11 protein-coding genes are annotated in these 16,792 nt (G+C 72.4%); 7 read left to right on the top strand and 4 right to left on the bottom strand.

Annotated elements, in window-relative coordinates:
• The first annotated feature begins 105 nt into the window (after positions 1-105).
• The gene (locus tag RI138_RS22410) at positions 106-2,757 is read left to right on the top strand and encodes a glycosyl hydrolase family 65 protein (protein ID WP_311121361.1); all 2,652 of its coding nucleotides are present in this window, start codon (positions 106-108) and stop codon (positions 2,755-2,757) included.
• A gap of 215 nt (positions 2,758-2,972) precedes the next feature.
• Positions 2,973-3,329, top strand: a complete 357-nt coding sequence (locus RI138_RS22405; RefSeq protein WP_311121360.1) for a DoxX family protein — start codon at positions 2,973-2,975, stop codon at positions 3,327-3,329.
• Between the two features lie 31 nt (positions 3,330-3,360).
• On the opposite strand, the gene RI138_RS22400 is transcribed toward RI138_RS22405, so the two are convergent.
• Entirely contained in the window at positions 3,361-4,971 is a 1,611-nt protein-coding gene (locus tag RI138_RS22400) for a class I adenylate-forming enzyme family protein (RefSeq protein ID WP_311121359.1), read from the bottom strand.
• Between the two features lie 65 nt (positions 4,972-5,036).
• Positions 5,037-7,067 (bottom strand): 4-hydroxy-3-methylbut-2-enyl diphosphate reductase, encoded by a 2,031-nt coding sequence (locus RI138_RS22395; protein WP_311121358.1) that lies wholly within the window; start codon positions 7,065-7,067, stop codon positions 5,037-5,039.
• Between the two features lie 313 nt (positions 7,068-7,380).
• Here RI138_RS22395 and RI138_RS22390 point away from each other — a divergent pair, with 313 nt between their 5' ends.
• The 5 genes from RI138_RS22390 (at position 7,381) to RI138_RS22370 (ending at position 13,372) form a co-directional block, all read left to right on the top strand.
• On the top strand, positions 7,381-7,959 hold the full coding sequence (locus tag RI138_RS22390) for a cupin domain-containing protein (protein ID WP_311121357.1): 579 nt from the start codon (positions 7,381-7,383) through the stop codon (positions 7,957-7,959).
• Positions 7,960-8,005: 46 nt separating this feature from the next.
• On the top strand, positions 8,006-9,157 hold the full coding sequence (locus RI138_RS22385) for a DegT/DnrJ/EryC1/StrS family aminotransferase (protein ID WP_311121356.1): 1,152 nt from the start codon (positions 8,006-8,008) through the stop codon (positions 9,155-9,157).
• 57 nt (positions 9,158-9,214) lie between these two features.
• Positions 9,215-11,173 (top strand): FAD/NAD(P)-binding protein, encoded by a 1,959-nt coding sequence (locus RI138_RS22380; protein WP_311121355.1) that lies wholly within the window; start codon positions 9,215-9,217, stop codon positions 11,171-11,173.
• 64 nt (positions 11,174-11,237) lie between these two features.
• Complete coding sequence (locus tag RI138_RS22375; RefSeq protein WP_311121354.1) at positions 11,238-12,365, top strand: type III polyketide synthase; 1,128 nt, start codon at positions 11,238-11,240, stop codon at positions 12,363-12,365.
• On the top strand, positions 12,362-13,372 hold the full coding sequence (locus tag RI138_RS22370; RefSeq protein WP_311121353.1) for a methyltransferase: 1,011 nt from the start codon (positions 12,362-12,364) through the stop codon (positions 13,370-13,372). Before RI138_RS22375 ends, RI138_RS22370 begins: the two co-directional genes overlap by 4 nt.
• 111 nt (positions 13,373-13,483) lie before the next feature.
• Here RI138_RS22370 and RI138_RS22365 read toward each other — a convergent pair whose 3' ends face one another.
• A complete protein-coding gene (locus RI138_RS22365) occupies positions 13,484-14,536 on the bottom strand; it encodes an AfsR/SARP family transcriptional regulator (RefSeq protein WP_311121352.1) in 1,053 nt (350 codons plus the stop codon).
• A gap of 127 nt (positions 14,537-14,663) precedes the next feature.
• On the bottom strand, positions 14,664-16,781 hold the full coding sequence (locus RI138_RS22360) for an MMPL family transporter (protein WP_398863486.1): 2,118 nt from the start codon (positions 16,779-16,781) through the stop codon (positions 14,664-14,666).
• Between the last annotated feature and the right edge of the window lie 11 nt (positions 16,782-16,792).

Raw genomic sequence — 16,792 nt, 5'->3', positions numbered from 1 at the left:
ACGGCGGCGCGGATCTGCTCCATCCGGTGGGCGTGTTCACGCCATGGGCCGGGGCCGTGCGTGCCGTGGTCGCCGAGCGTGCGAGCGTCTCCCTACCTTCGTACCGTGAGCCTCTCGCGTACCTCCGTCCTCGCGCCCCTGCTCGCGGCCGCCCTGATCGCCCCGCTGCCGCCCCTCGCCCACGGGTCCCGCTCCCCCGGTCCCACCCCGGCCCCGCCACCCGCGTCCGTCCCCGCCTGCGGCCAGGACGCCTCCGGGGGCGCCTGGGTGCGGACGTCCACCCGCTTCGGTGAGGCCGACGGATACGACCCGTACGTCGGGAACGGCTATCTCGGCCACCGGGTCCCCGCCACCGGGGCCGGATACGCGGCCCCCGGCGGGAAGACCGGCTGGCCGCTCTACACCCCTCGCTACGACGGGGCGTTCGTCTCCGGGCTGTACGCTGCGGACAAGGCCGTCGCCCAGGGACGCGAGGTGGTCGCCGCCCTGCCGAGCTGGACGAACATCGACGTCCACGTCGGCCGGGAGACTCTCGGGGACGGCACCACCGCGGGCCGGGTGTCGCGGTACCGGCAGACGCTCTTCCTCGGCTGCGGGCTCGTCCGCACCTCCCTGCGCTGGACGACCGCCGACGGCCGGGCCACCGACGTCGTCTACGACGTGCTGGCCAACCGCGCGGACGTGCACACCGGGGCCGTACGGCTGCGGATCACCCCGCACTGGAGCGGCGAGGTGACCGTCGTCGGGCGGCTCGACGACCGGGGCGCGCGCCGGATCACGCTCCGCGAGGACGGCACGTTCAGGACACACGGCACGGGGGTCGAGGGGGCCGTCGCCCAGACGATGCGGCGCGGCTCGGGGGTGGTCGAGACGCTGCGGCCCGACGCCCGTACGCCCCCGAAGCGGACCCCGGTACGCGCGGGCCGGACGTACACCTTCGAGAAGTACGTCGGCGTCGACACCGCCCTCACCTCGGCCGCCCCGGCCGATGACGCCCGCGAGGCCGCCCACCGCGCGGCCCGGCGCGGCTGGGACCGGGTCTTCGCGGCGAACGAGGCCGCCTGGCGCGAGGCATGGTCCGCCGACGTCCTGGTGCCCGGCAGCCGCGAGCTCCAGGGCTGGCTGCGCTCCGCCCAGTACGGGCTGCTCGCCAGCACCCGGCGCGGCTCCTCCGACGGCCTCGCCCCGGCCGGTCTGACCAGCGACAACTACGCGGGCCTGGTGTTCTGGGACGCCGAGACATGGATGTTCCCCGGGCTGCTCGCCACCCGGCCGGAGCTGGCCCGCTCGGTCGTCGAGTACCGCTACCGCACCCGGGACGCGGCACGTGCGAACGCCGAGAAGCTGGGGTACGAGGGCCTGTTCTACCCCTGGACCAGCGCGAGCCGGGGCCGGCTCGACTCCGAGTGCCACAGCTGGGACCCGCCGCACTGCCTGACCCAGAACCACCTCCAAGGGGATGTCTCCCTCGCCGTCTGGCAGTACTACCTGGCCACCGACGACCGCGACTGGCTGGCGGCACGGGGCTGGCCGCTGCTGAAGGGCATCGCCGACTTCTGGCGGTCCCGCGCCACGGCGAACACGGACGGCGGCTACTCGATCCGGAACGTGGCGGGGCCCGACGAGTACAGCAACGGCGTCGACGACGGCGTCTTCACCAACGCCGTCGCCGCCACCGCCCTCCGCAACGCGACCCGCGCCGCCGAACTCCTCGGCCACCGCCCGCCCGCCGCCTGGAACAAGGTCGCGGACGGGCTGCGCATCCCGTACGACGCGGAGCGGAAGGTCTTCCTCCAGTACGCGGGGTACAACGGCTCCACGATCAAGCAGGCGGACACCGTGCTGCTCATGTACCCGCTGGAGTGGCCGATGGAGCCCGGCGCCGCAGCCGCCACCCTCGACTACTACGCGGCCCGCACCGACCCGGACGGCCCGGCGATGACGGACTCGGTGCACGCGATCGCCGCGGCCGGGACCGGGGAGCCGGGCTGCTCGACGTACACATATCTCCAGCGCGCGGTACGGCCCTACCTGCGGGGCCCGTACGACCTGTTCTCCGAGGCGCGGGGGGAGAAGTCCGGTGCCGAGGACCCGCTGTCCGGTTTCCCGGCCGACGACTTCCTGACCGGGAAGGGCGGCTTCCTCCAGGTGTTCACCCACGGACTGACGGGCCTGCGCCTCCGCGAGGACGGGGTGCGCCTGGACCCGATGCTGCCGCCGCAGCTGGGCGAGGGCGTCACGCTGAAGGGCCTGCGTCACCGGGACGCGACGTACGAGGTCGAAATCGGCGCCCGCGCGAGCACGGTCCGCCTGACCTCGGGCACCCCGTTCACCGTGCGTACGGCCGAGGGCCCGCGCCTGCTCTCCTCGGCCCTCACCCTGCCCACGCGCCGCCCCGACCTGGCCCCGACGGCCGACGTGGCGCGCTGCCGCCCGGTGACGGCGGACTCGGAGGCCCCGGGCCTGTACGCGGAGGCGGCGGTGGACGGCAGCCCGGCGACGTCCTGGTCCCCGGGCGGTGCGACGGGGAGCCTGACGGTGGACCTGGGCGCCCGCCCGCTCCGGATCGCGTCGGTGACCCCGCGCTGGAGCGACGTACCGCCCGCCTCCCACACCCTGGAGACCTCGCTCGACGGCCGCTTCTGGCGCCCGTACCTGCCCGGTGCCACGGCCCGCAAGGTGCGGGTGACGGTGCGGTCCGAGGACCCGGAGAAGCCCGCGGGGGTGGCGGAGCTGCGGGTGGAGGCGGGGCGGTAGGGGAGAGCGAACAGCGCGGGAATCAGAGCCCTCTGTCCGAAATCCGCATGTCGGTTTCCGGCCAGGGGGCTTCGCTCATTTTCGGCTGAACTCTCATTCACAGAAGGCCAGTTACGCGCAGCGGGCGCCATGTACGATCATCAGCGCACCAAAAGCACCCCCTGCCCCAACAGCACCATCACATCGCACCACGGGCCCCACAGGTTGGAGAGAACGTGCACATCGCCTTCATCACGGTCACGATCCTCGGCGTGCTCTTCAACGGTGCCGCCGCCGTCACGTATCTGATCGGCCACGAATACCCAAAGACCCAGGCGGACATGAAGGGAATTCCCCGGAAGTACGTCCCGGTTCTGGGCCTGTTGCTGGCGGCGGGCGCCCTGGGGCTGCTGGCCGGGCTCGCCGTGCCGCTGCTGGGGACGCTCGCCGCCGTCGGGCTCATCCTCTACTTCATCGGCGCCATCATCGCCCACCTGCGGGTCGGCTCCCGGGACATCGTGGGCGGCATCTCGTTCCTGATCACCGCGGCGGCCGTCCTCGTCCTCGGCATCCTCGACCGGGGCGCCTGGTAGCCCCGGGGGCCGGGGCCGACAGGCTCTACCTCTACAGACCGGCCTTGAGGCGACGGGACAGTTCGACCCGGCGGGTCTTCAGCGTGGCGGTGCGGGGCAGTTCGGCCAGCGGGATCTGGACGGGTGCCGCCAGCTGCGGGTACCCGGCCGTGGCGGCGCGCCAGCGGTCCGGGTCCAGCGGTTCGTCCCGGTGGGTGCAGACGACGGGGATCGCGTCGGACCCGGGGCCCGGCACCACGACGACCTCGGCCAGCTCAGCCAGCTCGTCCAGGAGGACGTCCTCGATCTCCAGGTTGCTGCCCACCCCGGGGATCGCGTCGAACTCACGGTCCAGCATGTGCAGGCAGCCGAACGCGCTGCGGTAGCCGACGTCGCCGGTACGCCACCAGCCGTCGTGCAGATTGGCGTCGTAGCGGTCCTGCTCACCGTGGTACGTCTTCGCTATCCCGTCCCAACGGACTTCGATGAAACCGGGGTTCTGCTGCGAAGGGCGTCTGCCGTCCCGGCTCACCAGCCGGACCCGGGCGCTGCCCGGCAGCGGGTAGCCCACGCAGCGGCCGTCCATCCGGTGGGCGAACCGGCGGTAGTAGGGCCGGCCCGCCGCGGGACCGACCTCGCTCTGTCCGTAGATCTGGAAGAACTGCGCCCGCCGGTCGGAGGCGTTCAGCAGACGGCGTACGGTCCGCGGGTGGATCGCGTCGAACGTGCTGCTGAAGAACTTCACCGACGCGAACGGGCGGCGCGGGTCGTCCGCCAACTCCTCCCAGGCCAGGAAGGAGTTGGGCAGCGCCTCGATCAGCCAGGGGCGGCGCTCGGCGAAGAATCCGGCGACGGCGTCGGGAGCGCCCTCGTTGACCAGCAGCGCGGGCATCCCCTGGAGCAGGCAGAGCGACATCGCCGCGAAGGTCCGGGAGTGGCCGAAGGGGATATGGATCGCGACGGTTCCCCGCGTTCTCATCAGCCCCAGCAGAAACAGCTGCGGGCGCAGCCGGGAACGCATCGTCCGGGGTGTGTGCACGACCAGCTTGGGCAGTCCCGTGGTGCCGGACGTGTGCGTGATCATGGCCGGATCGTCCAGCCCGCGCAGCACCGGCCGTACCGGCGCGGCGCCCTCGAAGCCGGCCAGCGCGACCGCGCCCGGCCCCGCGTCGCCCACGCCGATCACGCCCCGGGTCAGTCCCGCCAGGTCCACGCCGTCCGCCGTCAGGGATCGGAGCTTGGGCCCGTCGGTGACCAGGTGCGGCCGGTCCAGCCGGTCCAGCAGTGCGCCGAGGGCCTCGGAGTCCAGGTGCTGCGAGAGCATGACCGGGACCGCGCCGATGCGCTCCAGGGCCGTCGCCAGCAGCCAGAGGTCGAAGTTGGGGGCCTTGCAGACCACCGCGTGGCCGCCGGGGCGCACTCCGGCCGCGGCGAACCGGTTGGCGATGTCCTCCACGTACGAGGCGAGTCGGCGCACCGTCAGCCTGCGTCCGGCTTCCGGCAGGACGTCGAGGTCGTGGTCCAGGACGAGCGGCATGTCCCCGTGGACGCGTGCGGCTCTCGCCGGTACGAGTCCGAGGTAGAGGCCCCGCTTGTGGTCCGGTGTGCGCACCGACGTGCGCTGCGGCCGGTGGCTCAGCTTGTCCAGCAACGTGCTTCCCATGAGTTCTCCCTGAGCGTCCGAGGGGACGGTGGTACGGGGCGGTGGTACGGGGTGCGAATACGGTGTCAGCGGTCGCGGTAGGCGACCATGTCGGCCAGCTCTCCGAAGCGCAGGCGCCAGTGGTCCGGCAGGCCCGCGTCCGCCACGGCCGTGCGGGCGTCGGCGACCAGGGCGTCGATCCGCTCCTCGACCTCCGCTCGCACCCCGGAGGCCAGCAGGGCGGCACGGAGTCCGGCCGGGTCCCAGTCGGCCCGGCGGCTGCCCTCGACCAGCTCGGCGACGCGCGGGTCCTTGGCGGCGCCCAGCGCGAGCAGCAGGGTCATCTTGTGCTCGTCGAGGTCCAGGCCGGTCGGCTTGCCGGTGACCGCCGCGTCCCCGAACGCGTCGAGCAGGTCGTCCCGCAGCTGGAACGCCTCGCCCGCCGCGACCCCGTACGCCTCGAAGACCCCGTTCAGCCCGGGGCGTCCGGCGATGGCCGCGCCGAGGGCGAGCGGGCGGTGGATGGTGTAGCGGCCGGACTTGCAGACGGCGACCCAGCGGGCCAGGTCAGGGTCCGCCTTGACCTCGGCGGCCAGGGCGATGTCCAGCTGCTGGCCGATGATCATCTCCGCGGCCAGCTCGTGCCAGACCTCCGCCGCCGGGCCGGTCAGCCGGCCCGCGAGGCGGTTGGCGTAGCTGAGCGCGAGGTCCCCGGCGAGGATGGCGACGCCCTCCCCGTACCGCCGGGACTCCCCCGCCCAGGCGCGTCGCGCGTGGAGGTCCGTGTAGGCGGCGTGGACGGTCGGGACGCCGCGCCGGGTGGGTGAGTTGTCCATGATGTCGTCGTGGATGAGCGCGAACGCGTGCAGCAGTTCCAGCGCCGCCGCCGCGTCTACGACCGTGTCCTCGTCCGTCGCGCCCCCGGCGGCCAGATAGCCGGTGAGGCAGAACAGGGGGCGCAGCCGCTTGCCGCCCGCCGCGATCAGCTCCGCGATGACCGACACCGGCACCGCGACCCGGGCGTCCACGGCGTTCCACCGGGCCTCCTCGGCGCTCAGCAGCTCCTCGATCCGCAGGTCGACGCGGTCCAGGAGTTTGCCGCAGGCCTCCTCGACGACGCCGCGCTCCACGGACGCCGGAGGACCGGCCACCGTGTCTCCCCCGTCCTTCGCCATGTTCTGTTCCTCCAGCTCCGGCGGCAGTTTGAACACCACGTTCTCGGTGGCCGTCACCTCTGTCTCCAGGTCTCCGTAGCCCAGCTCCGCCAGCAGCCTCAGGGCCCGCTCCACCTGTATCTCGGGCACGCTCGCGCCCGCCGTGAGGCCGACCGTGCGCACGCCCTCCAGCCAGGCGGGGTCGAGTAGTTCGGGGTCGGGCAGGAGCCGGGCTTCGGCGCCCGCGGCCCGGGCGACCTCCACGAGGCGCAGTGAGTTGCTGGAGTTGGCCGAGCCGACGACCAGGACGAGGTCGCTGCGGCCCGCGATCGCCTTCACCGCGTTCTGCCGGTTCTGGCTGGCGTAGCAGATGTCGGCGCTCGCGGGGCCGGTCAGCTCCGGGAACCGCTCCCGTAGGACGGCCACGATGCCCGCCGTGTCGTCCACCGACAGGGTGGTCTGGGTGAGATAGGCGGCCCGGACGTCCGGCGGGAGGTCGAGCCGTCTTGCCTCCTCCACACTGCCGACGACTACGGTGCGCTCCGGGGCCTCTCCGTAGGTGCCCTCGATCTCCTCGTGGCCGACGTGCCCGATGAGGATCAGCGTGTCCATGTCCCGGGCGAACCGGACGGCCTCCTGGTGGACCTTGGCCACCAGCGGGCAGGTCGCGTCGATGACGGTGAGCTCCCGGCGGCGGGCGTTCTCACGGACCTGCGGGGACACCCCGTGTGCGGAGAAGACGCACACCGCTCCGGCCGGCACCTCCTCCTCCGTATCGACGAACCGGGCGCCCCGGCCCTCCAGTTCCCGCACGACGTGCTCGTTGTGCACGATCTGCTTGCGTACGTAGACGGGCGCGCCATGTATCCGGAGCGCGCGTTCCACCGTCTCGATGGCCCGGTGCACTCCGGCACAGGCCCCGCGGGGCTCGGCGAGCAGGACTCGTTGCAGGGCGGACGGCATGGTTTCCCCCTCGGGATGGGTCGGAACGAGATTCGACGGAGTGCGGTTCGCCCGCCGGATTCTGGAATTCCGTACGGGTGCAGCCGTTCCGACCGTGATCGGCGGACCGCGAAACGCATCCTCGGCACCGCCCCTTGCCGGGGAATACGCGGCGAGTTGGTCCCGGCTTGGCGTCAAGCAGACGCCAATCGGGGCCCCAGTGGCCGTCAAGAGACCGCTGGCAGCCTCACTTCTCGATTCCCCGTTCCGGAATTCCCCCGCCGCGCGGACTTCTCTTGCCCGCGCCCGTATTCCACCGAAGGAGCAGCACTCCATGAGCGGTCTCGTCGTCCCGCCCGGTCAGGGCAGGAAACTCGTCACCAAAGCGCAGGACGTCACGTTCAAGGTCACGGCCGCGGACGGCTCCGCGGCTTCGATCTTCGAGGTGGTCGTACCGCCGGGTTTCGACGTCGGCGCGCACACCCACAGCCATTCGCAGGAGTTCTTCTACGTCCTGGAAGGGGAGTTGGAGCTCTTCGCGTTCGAGCCCACCGAGCGGACCGAGGACACCTGGCACGGCTGGGAGTCCCCGGAGGGCGCCCGTGCCACCCGCGCGGTCGCGGGCAGTTGCATGTTCGTGCCGCCGGGCTGCCCGCATGCCTTCCGCAACCCCACGGGCAAGCCGGCCCGGATGCTCTTCCAGAGCTCCCCGTCGCCGGAGCACGAGCGCTACTTCGAGGAGATCGTCGAGATCTTCGCCGCGGGCCGGTCGGTGGACTCCGACGCCGTGGAGCGGATGCGCGAGCGCTACGACGTCCAGCAGATCACCCCGCTGCGCTTCACCCCGCCCGTGCCGCACCCACGGGTCCCCGAGCAGCCCGTCCCGACGACGGCCGGGCGGTCCGCGGCGTGACCGGCTCCGATCCGACCCGGGACCAAGAACCGAGGGGTGACCTCCGATGACCGTGACGACCACGGACAGCATCTCGCTCGTGCACGCGAGCCTGGGCGAGCAGGAACTCGCCGCCGTCGCCGAGGTGTTCGCCTCGGGCTGGCCGGCCGGCCAGGGGCCGCGGGGCAAGGCGCTCGAAGCGCGGTTGAAGCAGCTCTACGGCGTTGGTGACGCGGTCACGCTGAGCAACTGCGGCGCGGCGCTTCACCTGGCCATGCTGGCACTCGGCGTCGAACCGGGCGACGAGGTGATCGTCGCCGACTACACCTTCCCCGCCCCGGCCCACGCCGTGCGCTACGTCGGCGCGACCCCCGTCTTCGCCGACGTCCGCCCCGACACCGGAACCATCGACCCGCAGGCGGTGGCGGACCTGATCGGCCCGCGCACGGTGGGCGTGATCGCGGTGGACACCGTCGGGCTGCCCGCCGACTACACCGAGCTGATGGCCGTCGCCGACCGCCACGGACTGTTCGTCGTCGAGGACGCCGCCTGCGCGGTCGGCGCCACCTACCAGGGCCGCCCGGCGGGCGCGCTGGCCCCGGTGGCGTGCCTCTCCTTCCACGGCCGCAAGGGAGCCAGCAGCGGAGAGGGCGGGGCGCTGCTCGCCGCCGATCCGGTGATCGGGGCGGACGCCCGCCTGCGGTCCTCGTTCGGCATCGGGAGCATCTACGACCAGGCGCAGGTGGTCGGGCTGCCGATCCCCACGTTCACCGACATCGGCTACAACTACAAGCTGTCCGACATCGCCGCCGCCATCCTCCAGGTGCAGGTGGAGCGGGTCGGTGAACTTCTGGAGCGCCGGAGCACGGTCGCGGCGGCGTACGGAGAGCTGCTCGCCGACGAGGAGCTGCTCACGGTGCCGTCCGTCCCCGGTGACCGCACCCACGCCTGGCAGTCCTACTTGGTGACCCTCGACCCGCGTGTGGACCGCTCGGGGCTCGCCGCCTCGCTGCGCGCCCAGGGCGTCGGCTGCGGGCACGGCACCTGGGCCAGCCATCTCCAGCCGGTGTACGACGCCCGGCAGAGCTGCCCGGTCTCCGCGGATCTCTTCCAGCGGAACCTGGCCATCCCCATGCACGCCGAACTCCGCCCGGGCCAGGTCGAACGCGTCGTGGACGTCCTGCGGGCCGAGTTGCGGAACAACCTGCGTCCGAGCTGACCGAGGCGCCCGGGGCGCCCCTCCGTTTCCGTATCCCCTCCCCTTCAAGGAGAGTCCGTGCTTGTCGTCTGTCTTGTCGGAGCGGGGCCGCGCGGTCTGTCGGTCCTGGAGCGGCTGTGCGCCAACGAGCGCAAGTCCCCGGCGCACTCGGCTGTGACCGTGCATGTCGTGGACCCGTACGCACCGGGCGCGGGAAAGGTGTGGCGCACCGGGCAGTCGCGGCGGCTGCTGATGAACACCGTCGCCTCGCAGGTGACCGTGTTCACCGACCACACCGTGACGATGGACGGCCCGGTGGAGGAGGGGCCGAGTCTGTACGCGTGGGCCACTGACCTCGCCCTGCGGTCGGCGGACCCTCCGGTACGCGCCCGGTTCCCACCGGAGGTGCTGGCCGAGGCGGCCCGGCTCGGCCCCGACGACTACCCCACGCGCGCCTTCTACGGCGCGTATCTGCTCGACGCCTTCCGCACCGTCCGGGAGACGGCGCCCGCGCATGTCACCGTCGTCGAGCACCGCACCAGTGCGGTGGCGCTGAACGACGGGACCGGGCCGGGCGGATCGCAGTCACTGCTCCTGGCGGACGGCTCCCGGCTGACCGGCCTGGACGCCGTGGTCCTGGCCCAGGGACACGTCCCGGCGGTCCCCATGTCCGGGCAGCGGACCCTGGCGGCGGCCGCCGCCCGGCACGGTCTGACCTACGTCGCCCCGGCGAACCCGGCCGACCTGGACCTGTCGGTCCTCGCGCCCGGCGAGACCGTCTTCGTACGGGGCCTCGGGCTCAGCTTCTTCGACGTGCTCGCCCTGCTGACCGAGGACCGGGGCGGTGTCTTCGTCCGCGACGGCGGCCTGTTGCACTACCGGCCCTCGGGGCGGGAGCCGCGGATCGTCGCCGGGTCCCGGCGCGGTGTGCCGTACCACGCGCGCGGCGAGAACCGGAAGGGTCCCTACGACCGCCACGAGCCGCGGCTGCTGACGCTCCGCACGGTGGCCCGGCTGCACCGGCGCGCCGAGGACGGCGAGCGGCTGTCCTTCGTCGCCGATCTGTGGCCGCTGATCGCCAAGGAGGTGGAGAGCGTCTACTACGGCACGTTGCTGTCCGCCCGTGGCCGGCAGCCCGAACGTGCCTCTTTCGTACGGGACTTCCTGGCCGCGGAGGACGGGGCTGCCGAGGGCCGGCTGCTGGAGGCGGCCGCGATCGCGCCGGGCGAGCGGTGGGACTGGGAGCGGCTGGCCCGTCCCTGGCAGGGCCGTGATCTGAGCGACCGGGAGGCCCACCGGGCCTGGCTCCTGCGCCATCTGGCCGACGATGTGCGCGAGGCCCGGGCGGGCAATGCGGACGGTCCGCTGAAGGCCGCGCTGGACGTCCTGCGGGATCTGCGCAACGAGATACGCGCGGCGGTGGACCACGGGCGGCTGGAGGGCGGCTCGTACCGGGACGATCTCCAGGGCTGGTACACCCCGCTGAACGCGTTCCTGTCGATCGGCCCGCCCGTCTCGCGGGTGGAGGAACTGATCGCGCTCGTCGAGGCGGGCGTGGTGGAGATCATGGGGCCCCGGGTGCGGGTCCTCGCCCCCGGTGCCGCCGAACCCGGCGGGCGGCGGGCCGCGTTCCGCGTCGTCTCCGATGTCGTGCCCGGGCCGCCGGTGTCGGCGACCGCCCTGATCGAGGCGCGGCTGCCCGAGCCGGATCTCACCCGCACCGCGGACCCGCTGCTGCGGGGGCTGGTGGGGAGCGGGCAGGCCGCCCCGTTCCGGATCGGCGGCTCCTGCGGGGCCGCGTACACGACTCGGGGGCTGGCCGTCACCGAGCGCCCGTACCGGCTCGTCGACGCGGCCGGGCGGGTCCATCCGCGCCGGTTCGCCCTCGGGGTGCCGACCGAGGGCGTGCACTGGGTCACCGCCGCCGGAATCCGCCCCGGCGTCGACTCCATGGCCCTCGGCGACGCGGACGCGATCGCCCGCGCGGTGCTCGCAAGCGCACGCCAAGGAGCGGGCAAGCCCGACGTACGAAATTGACACCCTGATAACCGAAGACAAGACACGAGAAATGTCTTCACTTTCTGAGAGGCAGACGCCGGACATGCCCATCCTCTGCAAGCCCGCGGTGCGCGTACCGGAATACATCATCACCATGGAGCAGACCCTGGATTTCGCCAGGAAAGCCCATGCGGGAAAGCCACAGCTTCCGCTCGCTCTCCGACTGATAGAGAACACCGGGGTGCAGAAGCGGCACCTGGTGCAGCCCATCGAAAAGACCCTGGACCACCCGGGGTTCGAAGAACGCAACCGCGTCTACGAGACCGAGTCCAAGAAGCGCTGCCCCGAGGCCGTGGAAGAAGCCCTGGCGAACGCGTTGCTGCGGGCCGAGGACATCGACGCGATCATCTATGTGTCGTGCACCGGATTCATGATGCCCTCGCTCACCGCCTGGCTGATCAACACCATGGGGTTCCGCTACGACACCCGCCAGCTGCCCATCGCCCAGCTGGGCTGCGCGGGGGGCGGGGCGGCGATCAACCGCGCCCACGACTTCTGCGCGGCCCACCCCGACAGCAATGTGCTGATCGTCTCGTGCGAGCTGTGCTCGCTGTGCTACCAGCCCGACGCCGACGACATCGGCTCGCTGCTGTCCGACGGGCTGTTCGGCGACGCGGTCGCGGCGGCGGTGGTGCGCGGCCGGGGCGGCCCCGGAGTCACCGGCGTCGAACTGCGGCGCAACGCCTCCTACCTCATTCCCCACACCGAGGAGTGGATCTCGTACGCGGTGCGCGACACCGGGTTCCACTTCCAGCTCGACCGCCGGGTACCCGGCACCATGGAACCGCTCGCCCCGGTCCTGCGCGACCTCGCCGCGAGCCACGGCTGGAACGCGGCGGACCTCGACTTCTACATCGTCCACGCGGGCGGCCCCCGGATCCTGGACGACCTCGCCAAGTACCTCGGGGTCGACCGCACGGTGTTCCGGCACAGCTGGGGAACGCTGAGCGAGTACGGGAACATCGCCAGCGCGGTGGTGCTCGACGCGCTGCGCCGGCGGTTCGAGGAGGGGCCGCTGCCCGCGGACGCCACCGGCGTCATCGCCGGCTTCGGCCCCGGGATCACCGCCGAGATGGCCCTCGGCACCTGGGTCGACGGCACGTCACACGACCACCGGACGCGCCTGGCCGCCGAGGCCGCGCCGCGTCCGTACGCGGGGAGGATCGCATGAGCAGCACCGGCACACCGACAGGCCTCACCTCCGACCGCATCCTGCGGATGATCAACGGCTACTGGGCCACCGGGGTCCTGGGCACGGCGGCGACGTACGACCTGTTCACGCACCTGGAGGACGGCGTCACCACTCCGGCGGCACTGGCGGAGCGGGCCGGGATCGCGCCGCGCGGCGCGCAGGCGCTCCTGGACGGGCTGGTCGCGCTCGGTGTGGTCGAGGTGGAACGGGGCGGCTACCGCAACTCCCCCGAGGCGTCCGCCTTCCTCGTGGCGGACCGGCCAAGGTCGCTGGCCGGGTTCGCCCGGCTGAAGATGGGGCACCTGGGGTCGCTGGCCGCGCTGCCCGACGTCGTACGCGCCGGGGGGCCGGTGACGGACGCGGTGGTGGAGGTCGCCGACAACCCGCACTGGGAGAACCTCGTCCAGGCCATCGCCGCGCAGTCCGTGCCCGTGGCGCACCTCGCCGCCGAAAAGCTCGGGCTGGCCGGGGCGGGGAAGGTCTCGATCCTCGACATCGGCGGTGGTTCGGGGGTCTGCTCGGCCGTCTGGCTGGGGCTCAACCCCGATGCCCGGGCCACCCAGATCGACTGGGCGCCGATCAACGCGATCGCCCGCCGGCTGCTGGCCGAACAAGGGGTGGGCGACCGGGTCGACCACATCGACGGCGACTTCCACACCGTCGGCTTCGGCGAGGGCGAGCACGACGTCGTGATGTACTCCAACATCGCCCACCAGGAGGGGCCCGAGGACAACCGGGCGGTCTTCGCCCGCATCCGCAGGGCGCTGCGGCCCGGGGGGACGCTCGTCGTCTCCGACTACATGACCGACGACGACCGCAGCGGTCCGCCGTTCGCCCTGACCTTCGCCGGGGAGATGCTCCTCAAGAGCCGCCACGGCTCCACATGGCGGCGCGCCGACTACCACGCGTGGCTCACCGCCGCCGGGTTCGAGGACATCCGGTTCGTGGACACCCCCTCCCCCACCACGCTGGTGCTCGCCCGCTGACCCGGACGAGGAAGCCTCTGGCGCGGCGGCCCCGAACGGGCCGCCGCGCCAGAGGCTTCCTCGGCAGTGGCCGGGCCAGGTGCTGTCCCGTCGTCCCTGGCGGGACAGCCCTCAGGAATGTTCGAGTTCCGGCGCCTGACGCAGTATCTCCAGCTCCAGGTGTTGGAGCGCGGGGCTGGAGGAGATGCCCAGCTCCTCCACCATCCGCTTCTGGTGGGCCCGCAGAACCGACAGCGCGTCGGCCTGCCGGCCCGCCCGGTACAGCGCGAGGCTGAGCAGTTCGCAGCCGTACTCGCGCAGCGGATGGGCCTGGGTGAACGCCACCAGTTCGGGCACCGCCATCTCGTGGTTGCCCACCGCGATCAGGGTGGCGCAGCGGCCCTCGATCACCGACAGGCGCAGCTCCTCCAGGCGTACGGCCTCGGGTGCGACGAGCGGGGCCGCGGCCACCTCGGCGTAGGCTTCCCCACGCCACAGGGCCAGGCCCGCTTCGAACGCGTACAGCGCCCGCCTCGGGTCCCCCCGGTCCAGTGCCTGCCAGCCGGCGGTGGCGTTCGTCCAGAAGCGGTGGGCGTCGACCTCGACGGCCCGGCTGTTCAGCAGGTAGCCGCGGCCGCGCGTGCACAGCACCGTCGAGGGGGTGCGCGGTGCGCGGTGCGGTTCGAGGGCTCGGCGCAGATTGGCGATGTAGGCGTGCAGCGAGGTGATCGCGGACTGCGGTGGCCGCCCGTCCCACAGCGCCTCCACCAGGACGTCGACCGAGACCGGCTGGCCCACCTGGCTCACCAGCAGCACCAGCGCCGCGCGCTGCTTGGGCGCGCCCAGGTCCACCCACCGACCGCCGACGGCCGCCTCGACCGGGCCGAGCACGCGGAATTCCACCACGGCGCCCGGTCCGGTGCCGAGACCGGTGCCGGTACCGAGGCCGGGGCGGCGCGGCGGGTCCGTCGGCTCCGGGGCGGCTCGTGCCGTGAGACCCGGGGCGGCTCGTGCCACGCTGTCCGGGGCCCGGTCGTCCGGGCGTCGGTGGGATGCGGTGTCGAGGTCGAGCGCCCTGCTGACGTACTGCTTGAGCGTCTCGTTGGCTCGCTTCAACTCCCGCACTTCGTACTCCAGTTCGGCTATACGGCGGGAACCATCGCCGTCCGTCCTCGCTGCACTCATAGGTCTGCCCCCGCGAAAGTGTGTCCGGGCCTGCCCCGGACTGTGCATGCGATCGCCGCTGCCACCGGGCCCGCCCGGCACCGCCGCGACAGGCGGCGGTGCCGGGGGGCCGGTGGCAGGGGCTGGTTCAACTCCCGCTGTACGCGGGCACCTTGCCGGAATCCTCCGTCGCGGGCTGCCCCAGGCCGTCGGAGCGCCGGAACAGCTTGCTGGGCCACCACATCCAGCGGCCCACGTCCAGGGTCAGCGCGGTGACCAGCACCGAGCGCACCACCAGGGTGTCGAGCAGCACGCCGAACGCCACCGCGAAGCCCAGCTCCACCGCGAACACCAGCGGCAGCGAGGCCATCGCCGCGAAGGTGCCCGCCAGCACCACGCCCGCCGAGGTGATCACACCGCCGGTGGACGACAGTCCGGTCAGCGCGGCGCGCCGGGTGCCGAGCCTCAGCGCGTCCTCGCGGACCCGGGTGACCAGGAAGATGTTGTAGTCGATGCCGAGGGCGACCAGGAACACGAACGCCAGCAGCGGGAACGAGGACTCGGCCCCGGCCAGGCCGAAGATGTGCTCGAACACCAGGCTGCTCACGCCGAGGGCCGCGCCGAACGACAGCAGCACCGTCCCCATCAGCAGCAGCGGCGCGACCACCGCGCGCAGCAGTACACCCAGGATCAGGAGCACCGCGAGCAGCACGATCGGGATGATCACCTTGGAGTCCCGGGCGGCCGCGTTCTGCGTGTCGACCATGATCGCGGTGCTGCCGCCGACCTGGGCGTTCGCGCCATCGACGCCGTGGACCGCGTCCCGGGCCCGCTCGACGGTGCGCATCGCCCCCTCGCTGCTGGGCTCGTCCGCGAGCTGGGCGAGCAGCACCGCTTCGCCGCCCTTGACCACCGGGTCCGCGACGCTGCTGACCCCGGCCACCCCGGCCAGTGCCGTCCGGACCTCGTCGGCAGCCTCGGCCTTGGCCACGACGTAGACGGGGTCGCCGGATCCGGCCGGGAAGTGCTCGGTGCGGATCTCCTCGCCGACCGCCATCTGGGGCTTGTTGGTGAACTGGTCCTTGTTGGAAAGGCCGTTGGCGTCGAGCCCGAGCGCGCCGAGCGACATCAGGCCGAGCACCGCCACGGTTCCCACCCACACCAGCCGGGGACGGCCGGAGATCGCGTTGCCGATCCGGGTCCAGATGGTCTCCTTCTCCTCCGCGACCGCGCCGTGCACCGGCTTGGACGGCCAGAAGATCCACCGGCCGCAGGCGACCAGCAGCGCGGGCATCAGCGTCACCATGGCGAGCAGGCCGACCAGGACTCCGATGGCGCAGGCCGGACCCATCCCCTTGGTGGAGTTGAGCACGGCGAGCATCAGCAGCATCAGGCTGATCGCGACGGTCGCCGCGCTGGCCACGATCGCCGGGCCCGCCCGGTACAGGGCCTCCGCCATCGCCTCGTGCCGGTCCTCGTGGCGGGCCAGTTCCTCCCGGTAGCGGGAGATCAGCAGGAGTGCGTAGTCGGTGGCGGCCCCGAAGATCAGGACGACCAGGATGAAGCTGGTCTGCTTGTTGACGACCAGGCCGGCGTCCTTGGCCAGCAGGTAGATCAGCGCCTGCGCCACCATCAGGGCGACGCCGACGGTGATCAGCGGCAGCAGGGGCAGTACGGGACTGCGGTAGGTGAGCAGCAGGATCGCGACCACGACCAGCGCGGTGATGGTCGTGAGCGCGCTGTCGCCGCCGCCGAACGCCTTGATCGAGTCGGCTCCGTAGCCCGCCGGTCCCGTGACGTAGAAGTTGAGTCCGTCGGCGTCCTTCTCGCCGACCTCGGCCATCGCGTCGACGACCTTGCCGAGCCCTTCCCAGCCGGTCTTGTCCTTGTGGACCTGGATGACAGTCTGGATGGCCTTGCCGTCCTCGGACCTGACCGGGCCCTGGGCCGGGCCCACGACGTTGTCGATGTCCTGGAAGGCCTGGACGTCCGCCCCCGCCTTGGCCAGGTCCGCGTCGGTGACGCCGCCGGACCGTTCGTAGATCACGATCGCGGGCACGGAGTCGGTGGGCATCAGCTTCTGGGCGCGCTCGACGACGGCGGTGGCCTCCGCGTTGGCGGGCAGCCAGGCCGAGTTGTCGTTCTCCTCCGCCTCGCCGAGCTTCCCGGCGAGCATCAGCGCCGGGACCAGTACGACGGCCCAGAGCGCGATGACGACCCACTTGCCCACCCTTCCGCTGGGCAAGGCGGCCAGTTTTCGCAGCATGTCTGTCTCTC

This window comes from Streptomyces durocortorensis, assembly GCF_031760065.1.
In the GTDB taxonomy this organism is placed as follows: Bacteria; Actinomycetota; Actinomycetes; order Streptomycetales; family Streptomycetaceae; genus Streptomyces.
This window is presented reverse-complemented; position numbering and strand designations above follow the sequence as displayed.